Source organism: Paraburkholderia sediminicola (assembly GCF_046026895.1).
GTDB classification, from domain to species: domain Bacteria; phylum Pseudomonadota; class Gammaproteobacteria; order Burkholderiales; family Burkholderiaceae; genus Paraburkholderia; species Paraburkholderia sediminicola_C.
On record NZ_JAQQEU010000070.1, the window covers coordinates 24,825 to 35,825 of the forward strand.

An 11,001-nucleotide genomic window follows, 5' to 3' on the forward strand; every position below is an offset into this window, starting at 1 on the left:
GACGTGGTATGGATTGCTTACATGACCAACGAGTAGAACTGCTCGGCGGCAGTTTCGGAGAGTTCACTGTCCAGCGGCTGCAAGCTGGCTTTACCGCGCCTGCACCTGCACCGGTGCACCCGGCTTGCCTGCCACTTGCGGGGCGATCACGAGGTAGCGGCGGGTGTCGCGAGCTGTGCTCATGCCCGGCGTGACCACCTGGCGAATCTGGCCGATTGTATTCACGATGGCCGAACCGGCCGGGTTAGTCATGAAGTTCGCTAGCACGTCCACGTTGCCACTGCCGTCGGGATTGTTCGACAGACCAAGGACATACGGCTGCTTCGACTGAAGGCCGGTGACCGCCGCCTGCAGCACCTGCACCAGTCCCTGGTCGAACAGCGCGACGCTGGTAGGCGCGGCGGCCGGCTCTGCCGACTTGCCCGTTCCAGCCGGCACCATCATCAAATGGTCGGCTTGTCCCGCCACGCCAGGCGGTACGGTATTTTGCGTGCCGTCTCCCTCCGCAACCGCGTTCGGCACATACGCCACCGCCTGTGGCGCCTGTCCAATCGGCACAGTGGCAATGACCTTGTTGGTCAGCGTATCGATGGCGATCATTGCATCGGCGTTTTCAAGGCCGACATAGACGCGGCTGCCGTCGCCCGACGGCCAGATACCATGCGGCAGACTACCAACGGGTATTGTCGCGACCTGCGAGAAGTCGTCGGTGCGGAAGACCTTGACCTGATTCAGGCCACCCACCGTCACGTAAGCAAACATGCCGTTGGCGTTACGCACGATGTTCACATGGTTCGTGATCGGACCCGTATCGATGGTCTTCAGGAGCGCGAATGGCGGACGCGCATCGAACACCTGAGTCTTGCCGACGTCCTTGAGGGTGAACCATACCTGTCTGCCGTCCGGCGTCGCCGCGAGATCCGGGCAGAACGGGCTGGCCTGCTTCACGTTGCCGACAATCGTATGATCGGCCACGGAGATCACTTCGACCTCTGGATTGAACGACGAACACACGTAGCCGTATTGCCCGTCCGGCGAGAAGATCTGCATCCCTGGGCCGGCCGGAACAATAATCCGGGTCTTTTCTTCGAAAGTCTTGCCGTCGAGAACCGCTACGTAGTTTTCTCCGCGCACGGTCACCCACACTTCCTTGCCGTCAGGAGTGAAGAATGCCTCATGCGGCGAGCGGCCCACGTAGGTGACATGCTTGACAGCGTTGGTTTGCGTGTCGATGAACGAAACCGAGTTCGAGCCGATTGACACCACCGCAATCGTCCGATGGTCTGGTGAGTAACCCATGCCATGCACGAGCACCTGACCGTGATACAGCGGGCTGAAATTTCCCGGCGACGGCTCGCCCAGGCGAATCTCGCCGATCAGCCGGTTGTCGGCCGGATCAGTCACGGATACGGTGTTCGAGAATTGCTCGGCGGCATAGACACGATCGTGGTGGCTCACCGGTATGTCCGGATCGGACAGCGAACCAGGGGCCTGGCCCGCCCACGTGGATCGGACGACAACCATTGCGATGGTTGTCAGCGCGGTGGCGAGAATCGACGTGCGTTTCATCACGGCTCCTTATGCATGCGCATTTGCGTGTCGCCAGGGGACATGGGTGATGCCGGAGCGGGCACCGGGGCCGGGGCGCGCTGCTGCTCGGGCGCGGGTGCCGGCGGGGGCAGCGACTGGCCCAGCGCGAGGCGCATGGCGATAATTTCCTGCTGCTGCTCCACGACAATCTCTTGCGCGATGCGTCGCAACCGTTCGTTGTGCCCGTAGCGCAATTCAGCCCGGGCCATGTCGATGGCGCCCTGATGGTGCGGCACCATCATCGCGACGAAATCGTGGTCGACGTCACCAGACGGCATGATGGACATGTCGTCCATCATCTTCGTCATGGCCTTGTCATTCTCGGACAGAAACGGGACTTCTTCGGCAGTTGCGTTGGCCGGTCCGGCTGCAAATGCGATAAGACTTGTGTTCAGCATCGCCATCGCAGCGGCCGCCACGGTCAAGCGCGCAAGCGGACGGAAAATGGAAGCCATGGAACGCACCCCTATCAGCGACCCAAAAGGGCATTTACGGGGCAAACACATCCGAGTTGCAATCTATTCCGTGCACTCTGGAGCGTTTCGCGTTGTCACGCTATCTCGCCGACGAGCGTCGGGTCAGTCTTGATTCGCGACCGTCGCCTGCGAGCTCGCTACCGGACGGTCGAAAGCGATCTTCAAGCGGGCGGAATTGGCCGCCGGATTATGCCTTGGCTCGCTCAGACAGATTTCAGCTCTTTCTGGACGTTTTCGCGACAAATGGCGTGGGTATGTGCTGAACCTTCTCGCTTCCACACTTCGGACAAGCCGGTTGAGCGGTGGCATGTTCGGCAAGATGCTCGGCATGTTCGAATGTTTCACCGCACTTCTCGCACTTGTACTGGTAAGTCGGCATGGCATTCCTCCAAAGAGAATCCCGTACGTCGTGCTGGCCAGATATTGCCAGCGACGCCTGGCAGCGTAGTGATAATCCATTCTAGTGCAGGAAAGTGCAGGCAACGCCCGCGTATGCGTCTCATGCAGCGCACATCGTATGCGCCGCAGGCAAGACCGGTATCCCGTCCCGGGCCGGGTTGATTGCACCGGCCGCCGCCTCGCGCCTGGATCATGCGTTATCGCGCGAATTACTCTCCTGGAATGGGATTGACTGCATGAGAAACCGACTGTATTTTTTCTCACGGGGCGTTACGCCCCCTGCGCCGCCTCACAGTTGATTTCGATTCCGTGCCGGCTGTGGAGGCCCGTCGGCACGGAAACCCGGACCAAGCCATGCGTATCTACTTCCAGAACGCGTCTATCCCGACGCGGGCCGCCAATCGGCTTAAATACCGCCTTTCTCTGAAGGAATCCCAGGCGCGACAGGTGACCTCCGAAGTCTTCGGCTATCGAGACTGGACCGACCTCCACAACGAGTTGGGCAGCGCAGTAGCTTCCACGCTCGACGAGGCGTGTGACAGCGCGACCCTAACCCAGCGACGCGTCTATCAGGCGTCACAATTGCTCGCATCGTCAGTTGACCTTCATGGTGAATCCGCGGACGACTTGGTTCGATGGTGGCAACCATCGGCCGCGCATGCGCACGAAGAGGGCCGGGACCCAACACCCATACCGTTTGCAGGCTCAAAGGAAGATCTGAGTTTTCAACAAGCGCTTAGCACGTTGGCTCACGCCGTGCACCATCCTGTTGGCCAATTCGAACAGGCGCTCATGGCTGGCATACACAGAACGGAGAACGAAAGCTCGCTGAGGTCTGCCGAATCGATTGCTGATGAGTTGCTAAGCGGCAACCGAAACCGGGAACCCGAAGTGGCTCGTCATCTCCTTGAGGCTTTGGCCTCGCGAGGGCTGCCCCGGTCGATACTTAACCTGGCGACGAGTTTGACGCTTGGCGATGGTGGGCCCAAAGACGAAAAGAGAGCCAGGGACTTGCTTGAGCAGTTGGCTGCATCTGCTTCAACTCCCGATAGTCTGAAGCGGATTGCCGAATCCCGCCTGGGCACTGCCTGATCTCCCTGGCATCCCGCGGAAACCGGTACATCAATAGCTCTGCAGTTGAGGAAGCCGGCAGCGGCGACGGGCGACATCCCGCTGCACGCTACGCCAGGCTCTATCGCGACGCGCTGCGCAAAAGAGGGATCGACCAGCAGAGCCGGCGAAAGCTGCTCGCCTATATCGGCTCGTGGCACACAAATATGACGTCGGGCTTTCCCGAAGTTCTCCTGGGAATAGGGAAACTCTTCATTTACGACAATCCGGGTTCGGATCTTTTCCAACCCGCCGTGGCCGGATCAAGGAATCAGCCAAAGCGCCGCCGCGTAGATGACGAGCGATACAGCAAACGTGATCGCCGTGTAACCCATAACCCGCTGGATGCGAATACCAGCGATAGCCACGACGGGTACGGCCCAGAACGGTTGCAGCATGTTCGAGACGTTTTCGGCCATCGCAACTCCCATGGCGGTGCGCGGAACCGAAGCATGCAGGCTAAGCGCGGCGGGAAGGACGAAGGGGCCCTGCACGGCCCAATGCCCACCCGCACTCGGAATCAGCAGCGTGATGATCAGCGAGCTGAAATAGCTCAACACAGGAAGTGTGACCGGCGTCGCAATCGCCACGAAGGTCTTGGCAATCGTCGACGCCAGGCCGGTCCCTGTCATGATGCCCATGATGCCGCCGTACATCGGATATTGCAGCAGCATCGAACCAGTCTGCCGCGCTGCGCGGCGAATCGCATCGGCATACGCAATCGGTGTGCGCTGTAGCGCCAACCCGAACAGCAAAAAGATCAGGATCGTGGTGTTGATGTCCAGTTCGAAGCCCTTGCTGTACCACGTCATCGCCAGATAACCGACGCCCAACGCCAGTACGAACAGCGTACCGAGCATTGACCGTTCAGCACGCGCAGCGAAAGACGATGCCTCCGCGCCCCGTGCATGCGGATCGGCCTCTGCCGCGGCTGCAGGCTCGCGCTCAGTTTGATTGAACGCGACGACATCCTCTTGCTTCGGATGCATCCTGATGAAGATCGCCGTCATCACGACAACGACCAGTAGAGTCGGGATGAATACGAAAGGCGCGAACACGGTCTGACTCAGCGGAATCACCTGCCCCGTGGCTTTCTCGACAAGGTTTAAGGCGTTGCCGTGCGACGCCTGCGATAACGCAATGGAACTGGACAAGCCACTATTGCAGACGGACCACGCCGAATAGCTACCCGCGACGAGCCATGCAAAGTCGACTTTCACACGCTTGGCGATTTCGCGCGACAAAAGCGCACCTACAACGAGGCCGAGCCCCCAGTTGAGCCACGCGGCCACCGCGACGATCGGGAAGACCAACAGCGCGGCGCGAGTCGGCGAGTGTACTTTGGCTGCCATTGCCCGCAAGCCGCGCTGGACGAGCGGTGCGTCGGCGATTGCGTAACCAGTCGCCAGAATCAGGATCATCTGCAGCGCGAAGCCGAGAATGTTGAACGTGCCACCGTACCATGAGGTCAGGATCACTGGCAGCGACGCGTGCGGCGCGAAAACCACGGCCAGCAGGGCTACAACGACGGTCAGGCCAATTGCAAGGACGAACGGGTCAGGCATGACCTGCTCGAACACGTAGACGAGTCCAGCGACGACGCCGCCACGACGCGCACCGCCGTCCGAGCCGGCCGCATTGGTATCTCTCTTGTTCATGATGCTTTCCAGTCCTTTGATCGCAAGCTACTGAAGCAGCATTCCCTGGCACCTGAGCCTGGCGCTATCGGGTACGCTTAGCTGACAAATGGCATACGCCGCAGTGGCCTATCACCGCGCCGGAACATACACGATTCACGCGTTTATTGCAGCGAAGGCTACACGCCCCGGGGTAGGTCGACAACTTGATGAGCAACGTCAGTCGCCGAACGCTCGCAGCCGCACGCCATCGGCAGATGGGGACCCATTGCGGCCGCACCGGCCTTCTCGGCAACGGAGGGCCGGCCTCGGAATAAAAAGTGCCTCATTGCAAATCTGTAATGGTCCCGTCCGTTTCGCGTTAACTTCTACCTGCTATCGTCGGAGCGGTTTCCGCAATTGCATCACGACTCGGGGACGTTCGTAGACCCTCCGACGTCGTGTTCCCTTCCCCGCATGAACCTGAGTTTCTTCAAGCACTGGCTAAGAAGCCCTGCAACCGTAGGCGCAGTGGCTCCTTCCTCGCGTTCTCTCGCCGATGCCATGGCCGACGGCGTCGAGGCGTTCGAGGCGATCGTCGAGGTGGGGGCTGGCACCGGAGTCGTGACGGACTCCCTCGTGCGCCGGCACCCGTCAGCGCGGTTGATCGTATTCGAGCTAGGAGATCAACTGGCCACCGAACTGAAAGGGCGATTTCCACAGGCCCATGTGGTCGGCGGCGCATTCCATGAGAACGTTTCGGTTCTGCGAGGATTGCCAGCGAAGACGATTATCGTCTCGGGGCTGCCGTTTCGTTCGCTTTCGTCTGGCGTCGTCGAACCAACGGTTGCGGCCTTCGCCGATCTGCTCCACGCGGACCGCGCCCGACGTCTTGTGCAATTCACGTATCAACCGAGAGTCCCATTTACGGCCCCGATAGGCTTGCGGTGGCATCGCATCAAAACTGTCTGGCTGAATGCGCCGCCAGCGAACGTCTGGCATCTCAGCAGCAGGACCGACTGGCGAGGCAGCGACGCGGCGCATCCTGTCGCGTCGCCCTGATCGCTCCGGCACAATATGACGCGTCGCGTGCCGTCCCGCCAATGGCATGCAGCGTCATTTTGAGGTACGTGTCCGCGCCGGGCCGCGTCACCTTGCCTGCTGGATGACCGCCGTGCTGCTACGGCCGAAGCTGGCCGACTGGAGGAGGGATCGAGGTATCCGAACGTATAAGCGAACTATGTCCACGTAGCACTGCAGCGAACGTTCGTAGAATAGTTTTCCCGGAGTCGTCGGTCTATCTTGACTCCATGGTCTTTGCGATTTGAATGTCAGCCATGTCAGACGTTCTGCACAACTGGGTTTGTATCGGTAGCAACGCGTACGACGGGTACACGTTTGTCCACTGGTTGAAACAGGAAATTGTATTGCGAGACCGTTGAACCTGGCAACATCTGGATCCAGTGAGGGCCACAATGAGGACGATCGCAAGAGATTTGCTCAAGCCGCGCCGAGATGATCCGGCGCCCGCAGAACTGCGGTGGATAAGCGCGAACATCGTCGCCGCCGAAGCAGCAGTTCAACACGAGGGCGGCTGACATGAACACGCTCGAAAAGTGGCACGCCCGCCCGCTGCAGGTCCGTGTGCTGGATCGCTGCAATGAATGCGGAGAGTTGAAGGAAGACGTTCGGAAGCACGTGAGCCTTTGGCCGAATATCACCGCTGTCTGCTGTGCGCAGTGCTTCGCCGAAATGACCGAGGAATGCGGCGGATTTGCAGTCAGCCAGTAGCCAACGATGACCGGAATGATATGAACCCTTCCGCATCGGCGACGAAAGGCGCCACAGCCCCGTTGATGGCGAATGCACCGGCTACTCACAGACAGGGAGATTGCCATGTTCACCTATTCGATCCGCTATCGAGATATCTGCGGCCGTTGGTCGGTTGCGTTCACACAGGCCGCTTCACAGTCCGACGCTGAAGCGATTGCCACCTGCCGATATCGGAATTTCCATTCTGTCAGCCGTTTCGGTTGATTGGAGAGTCGCATGAGTAAAGCAGCGCAGGGGCTGGACCGCCATGCATCAATGCGACAGAGCACACGGTGACGTCTAGAGGATAAGTACCCGATGAAGTTCCTGTCGTGGGCATGAGGATAAGGATGATGAAAATTAGATACCCCCGCTTCACCGCCGTCGAGTTGTGGGTCCTCGCCATCTCCGTCATCATCGCAGCCGGAATACAGATATGAGTGACCGGCAGGCTCAGGTTATACCCGCAAGTCACGCGACGGCTTTCGTTTGGTTCGGTTGCGGCTCTCTTTGGTCTCGCTGGAATCTGACACGCGCAGTCTCCAGCGAAGGTTCAGGATACGGTCCGTTGTCCTAGCCCGCCTTCAGAGGCGAGACACGCAAAGCTATCCGTCCGGAGCGGGCGTCCATGCTGAACGCGCCGGCACCAAACCAGGTGATTTGCAGGAGGCCGCCAGCCATCATTACGTTCTTGAGGAAGTGAATCATCTGGTTTTGATCCGCGAAGTTGTGATGAAAGAAAATCGCAGTCACCACGCAGAACACCGCCATCGCGAGCGACACCGTGCGAGCCCTATAGCCCGATAGCAACAACAGGCCGCCGCCCAGCTCCGTCAACACGGCGACGACGAACGCGAGGGGTGGGACGGGCAGCCCCATGGCCGCGATATAGCCAACGGTCGCGCCGTATGCTGCGATCTTGCCCAGGCCGCTCATGACAAACGGCGCACCGATCAGAATACGGCTTAGCAACGGAATAAATTTGAAACGTTCCATGTCAATCTCCTGAAATGAATTACCGGAGGTGGAATAAAAAAGAGTTAGCCGGCGTCCACCATCACCAGCTCAGAATCTTCAAGAGCGGAAATCTGCGCCACAGCGACATCCGCGATCGCCACACCGTCTAGCGGCCCAACCGGCTCGCCATTTACTTCGATGCGTCCCGACGCCACGACGAGATAGGCACGACGTCCTGCACTCAGCTCGTGTCGAACCCTATCTCCTGCTTTTAGCATCGCGCCAAGCACACGCGCATCGGCGCGAACAGGAAGCGCACCCTCATCGCCGGCGAGTCCGCTGGCAAGGACTACGAAGCGCCCAGACCGGTCGCTTTTAGGAAACGGCTTGGTATTCCACGCGGGTTTGCCACCCGCTTCACGGGGTCGCAGCCAGATCTGATAAAGCTTGAGTGGCACCTCGCCCCGGTTGAACTCGGCGTGGCGTATGCCCGTGCCGGCGCTCATAACCTGGACATCGCCTGCGTGGATCGTTCCTTCGGACTCCAACGTGTCTCGATGACCGAGAAAGCCCTGGCGCACATAGGTGATGATTTCCATGTCACGGTGCCCGTGCATGGGAAAACCGCTGCCAACAGCGATCTCGTCATCGTTCCAGACAATCAGGGGACCCAAGGCGGCGTGCGCGGAATTGCCGTCGGTGCTGACCGAGAAGTGTTGTCTCGCGCGCAGCCAGCCGAGTTCCGCCCTGTCCAGTGATTCCCAACGCCTGTGTGTGAGCATGCCATCTCCGTTTCCCGCGAGCGCCAATGCGACGCTCTTCACCTGCGCCTGACCGAATTCAGCGCTGATGCAGTCGATGGAGACAATGCTATATTTCCAACGGACTCGCGCATAGATCCATTGCCGATACGCATCGTTGCCGCGAATAGAACGATCAGAAGCAATTGGAGTTAGCTCATGAACGCAATCAATGACCTCAACGATCTGCGGCTCTTCGCAGCGGTGGTCGAGCACGGAAGCTATACGGCCGCCGCTCGCAACCTCGCCCTGCAAACGTCGAAACTTAGCCGGCGCATTCGCGCGCTGGAAGAAGAACTTGGTGTGCGCCTGCTCAATCGCACGAGCCGAAGCTTGTCGTTGACCGAAACCGGGCGGCAGTTCCACCAGCATTGCCTTGCGCTGGTGGCTGAAGCAAAGGCCGCCAAAGATATCGTGGACCGCACGCGCTCCAGGCCACAGGGCACCGTCCGCATCGCCTGCCCCGTGGCCTTACTGGAGTCCGGCCTCTCCACCATCATCGCGCGATACGTGCAGGACAACCCTGATGTCCAGGTCCTGCTGGGTGGAACCAACCGCCGCGTGGATGTCGTCGAGGAAGGTCTGGACTTTGCCATCCGGGTCAGGCTCCCGCCCTTGGAGAACACCGATCTCGCCGTCCGCCAGTTGGGATTGTCGATTCACATTCTGGTCGCTAGTCCCGACTTGGCTGCACGCCATCCGGTGCCCAGTTCAATCGAATCCGTGAAGGAATGGCCCACCCTCTCCATGGCCAGCAGCAGCGAGCGATTTGTCTGGCAGCTGGTCGACGCTGAGGGGCGCGTGACATCCTGGACGCATCAGCCGCGTCTCGCGACTGACGATCTGGCCAGCCTTCGCGTTGCGGCGATATCCGGCGTGGGCCTGGCAATGTTGCCCAGGGAGCTGGTTGAGGCGGATATTGAGGCCGGCCGCCTGCTGCACCTGCTGCCTGATCTGGCTACCACGCCGGGCCTTGTCCATGCGATTTTCCCGACGCGCCGAGGCATGGTCCCGGCCGTCCGACACTTGCTCGATGCACTCGTGGCAGGATTCGAAAGTCCGAACCGGCAGCGCTAGCGCGGCTGCGTGAGATTCGCACTTCCTTCGCCGTGGTTTCCGCGTGCAGCATGCGAGCCGGCGGCTGCCAGCAGCGTATGCTCCTTTTGCACTCAATACGCGAACAGCGGCGCAACGTCGATGTAGATACGGTAGTCGTCGATTCGTCTATCGCGCACCCGCCAGACGGTCACGGCGGGGACAGTCATTGTCGATCCGTCTTTGCGTGTATAGGTCACTTCGATCCGCGAGACGATTTTCGCGTCCGGTTACCGGGTCGTTATTGGCACGGACGAACGTGCTGTTCTCCGACAGGAAGGGCACTAACCGCTGCTCGTCCATCGAATCAATCGCCTCGTACACTTCTGATACATATTCGAACGCCGCACTGGGCGCCCCAGCGGACATGTCGAGTCTCCTCCTCAATGGTGATTGCCTACGACGTTGCAGATAGCTTTAAGCGCCACCAGAACGGCGCACCGTCGCACTCGGGTCTTACGGCGACGCAGAGACTATCCGGCGCATACGTCGACCGCGTGGCCAGAGAGAACGCCGATTGCCCGGCGTTCAACGACTCAACAATTCAACTCCATCTGGCATGGTTTTGAAGACGTGCCGCGACGCAAGCTGCTTGACTAGTAACGCGATACACGAAAGGGCTCCGCGACGGCGATCATCGCGAAGACACCTGCAAAGGTAAAATGCCAGCGTACGAGCTCGGCCACGAGAAACGAGCCTGCAATGCCGCCAAAGCGTCCCATGCCGAGCATCCACGCGACACCGGTGCCCCGCCCTTCGGTTGGATAGAAGGCGGCCGCAAGGGCGTTCATGGAGGCTTGCGCGGTGTTCATCAGCACGCCGGACACGAGTACGACGGGCACGAGCAGGCCTACGTTTCCCCCCGTCACTCCGATGCAAAAGAGGCTGATCGCGGCGAGCGCGTAGCACGCGGCAATCACCAGATTTGCATTGAAGCGATCCATCAGCGCGCCGCACAGCACAGCACCGATGCCGCCAAGCGGAAACAGTGCAGAGATCAGCGTCGCGCTCTTCAGGCTCAGGCCCGCATCCTTCAGCAGAATTGGCATCCAGTTGATCAATGCGTAGATAATCAGGAGGCCCATGAAGGCCGCAAACCATAACATCAACGAACCGACGAGATAGGAACGCGACAGCACAAGGATA

General features: G+C 59.9%; 11 protein-coding genes and 1 pseudogene. 5 read left to right on the forward strand and 7 right to left on the reverse strand.

Annotated features, from left to right (window positions below; all coding sequences use genetic code 11):
• Positions 1-90: 90 nt before the first annotated feature.
• The 3 genes from PQR02_RS31995 to PQR02_RS32005 all read right to left on the reverse strand — a co-directional run bounded on the left by PQR02_RS31995 (position 91) and on the right by PQR02_RS32005 (position 2,445).
• Entirely contained in the window at positions 91-1,524 is a 1,434-nt protein-coding gene (locus tag PQR02_RS31995) for a YncE family protein (RefSeq protein ID WP_408241137.1), read from the reverse strand.
• 44 nt (positions 1,525-1,568) lie between these two features.
• Complete coding sequence (locus PQR02_RS32000; protein WP_408241140.1) at positions 1,569-1,988, reverse strand: DUF305 domain-containing protein; 420 nt, start codon at positions 1,986-1,988, stop codon at positions 1,569-1,571.
• 292 nt (positions 1,989-2,280) lie between these two features.
• Positions 2,281-2,445, reverse strand: coding sequence for an FmdB family zinc ribbon protein (locus tag PQR02_RS32005; RefSeq protein WP_408241112.1), 165 nt, complete (start codon positions 2,443-2,445; stop codon positions 2,281-2,283).
• Between the two features lie 374 nt (positions 2,446-2,819).
• Here PQR02_RS32005 and PQR02_RS32010 point away from each other — a divergent pair, with 374 nt between their 5' ends.
• Complete coding sequence (locus tag PQR02_RS32010; protein ID WP_408241114.1) at positions 2,820-3,557, forward strand: SEL1-like repeat protein; 738 nt, start codon at positions 2,820-2,822, stop codon at positions 3,555-3,557.
• Positions 3,558-3,838: 281 nt separating this feature from the next.
• Here PQR02_RS32010 and PQR02_RS32015 read toward each other — a convergent pair whose 3' ends face one another.
• Positions 3,839-5,233, reverse strand: a complete 1,395-nt coding sequence (locus tag PQR02_RS32015; protein WP_408241117.1) for a TIGR00366 family protein — start codon at positions 5,231-5,233, stop codon at positions 3,839-3,841.
• Between the two features lie 522 nt (positions 5,234-5,755).
• On the opposite strand from PQR02_RS32015, the gene PQR02_RS32020 reads away from it, so the two are divergent.
• From PQR02_RS32020 to PQR02_RS32030, 3 genes are all read left to right on the forward strand, one after another.
• Positions 5,756-6,253 carry a class I SAM-dependent methyltransferase gene (locus tag PQR02_RS32020; RefSeq protein WP_408241119.1) on the forward strand — a complete coding sequence of 166 codons (498 nt, stop codon included), beginning with the start codon at positions 5,756-5,758 and terminating at the stop codon, positions 6,251-6,253.
• 537 nt (positions 6,254-6,790) lie between these two features.
• The gene (locus PQR02_RS32025; RefSeq protein ID WP_408241122.1) at positions 6,791-6,982 is read left to right on the forward strand and encodes a hypothetical protein; all 192 of its coding nucleotides are present in this window, start codon (positions 6,791-6,793) and stop codon (positions 6,980-6,982) included.
• A gap of 105 nt (positions 6,983-7,087) precedes the next feature.
• Complete coding sequence (locus tag PQR02_RS32030) at positions 7,088-7,228, forward strand: hypothetical protein (RefSeq protein ID WP_408241125.1); 141 nt, start codon at positions 7,088-7,090, stop codon at positions 7,226-7,228.
• A 348-nt stretch (positions 7,229-7,576) separates the two neighbouring features.
• Here PQR02_RS32030 and PQR02_RS32035 read toward each other — a convergent pair whose 3' ends face one another.
• Both PQR02_RS32035 and PQR02_RS32040 read right to left on the reverse strand, forming a co-directional pair.
• On the reverse strand, positions 7,577-7,999 hold the full coding sequence (locus tag PQR02_RS32035) for a DoxX family protein (RefSeq protein ID WP_408241128.1): 423 nt from the start codon (positions 7,997-7,999) through the stop codon (positions 7,577-7,579).
• Positions 8,000-8,043: 44 nt separating this feature from the next.
• Positions 8,044-8,742, reverse strand: coding sequence for a pirin family protein (locus tag PQR02_RS32040; protein WP_408241143.1), 699 nt, complete (start codon positions 8,740-8,742; stop codon positions 8,044-8,046).
• Between the two features lie 177 nt (positions 8,743-8,919).
• Here PQR02_RS32040 and PQR02_RS32045 point away from each other — a divergent pair, with 177 nt between their 5' ends.
• On the forward strand, positions 8,920-9,837 hold the full coding sequence (locus tag PQR02_RS32045) for a LysR substrate-binding domain-containing protein (protein ID WP_408241131.1): 918 nt from the start codon (positions 8,920-8,922) through the stop codon (positions 9,835-9,837).
• Between the two features lie 546 nt (positions 9,838-10,383).
• Here the strand turns inward: PQR02_RS32045 and PQR02_RS32050 are convergent.
• Positions 10,384-11,001: pseudogene (locus PQR02_RS32050) on the reverse strand (MFS transporter); the annotation flags it as partial.

What these genes read in the sequence shown, in the direction of transcription:
- PQR02_RS32020 (WP_408241119.1), top strand. Translation starts at nt 5,756, where the DNA reads ATGGCCGACGGCGTCGAGGCGTTCGAGGCGATCGTCGAGGTGGGGGCT.
- PQR02_RS32015 (WP_408241117.1), bottom strand. Translation starts at nt 5,233, where the DNA reads ATGAACAAGAGAGATACCAATGCGGCCGGCTCGGACGGCGGTGCGCGT.
- PQR02_RS32030 (WP_408241125.1), top strand. Translation starts at nt 7,088, where the DNA reads ATGTTCACCTATTCGATCCGCTATCGAGATATCTGCGGCCGTTGGTCG.
- PQR02_RS32010 (WP_408241114.1), top strand. Translation starts at nt 2,820, where the DNA reads ATGCGTATCTACTTCCAGAACGCGTCTATCCCGACGCGGGCCGCCAAT.
- PQR02_RS32025 (WP_408241122.1), top strand. Translation starts at nt 6,791, where the DNA reads ATGAACACGCTCGAAAAGTGGCACGCCCGCCCGCTGCAGGTCCGTGTG.
- PQR02_RS32005 (WP_408241112.1), bottom strand. Translation starts at nt 2,445, where the DNA reads ATGCCGACTTACCAGTACAAGTGCGAGAAGTGCGGTGAAACATTCGAA.
- PQR02_RS32035 (WP_408241128.1), bottom strand. Translation starts at nt 7,999, where the DNA reads ATGGAACGTTTCAAATTTATTCCGTTGCTAAGCCGTATTCTGATCGGT.
- PQR02_RS31995 (WP_408241137.1), bottom strand. Translation starts at nt 1,524, where the DNA reads ATGGTTGTCGTCCGATCCACGTGGGCGGGCCAGGCCCCTGGTTCGCTG.
- PQR02_RS32000 (WP_408241140.1), bottom strand. Translation starts at nt 1,988, where the DNA reads ATGCTGAACACAAGTCTTATCGCATTTGCAGCCGGACCGGCCAACGCA.
- PQR02_RS32040 (WP_408241143.1), bottom strand. Translation starts at nt 8,742, where the DNA reads ATGCTCACACACAGGCGTTGGGAATCACTGGACAGGGCGGAACTCGGC.
- PQR02_RS32045 (WP_408241131.1), top strand. Translation starts at nt 8,920, where the DNA reads ATGAACGCAATCAATGACCTCAACGATCTGCGGCTCTTCGCAGCGGTG.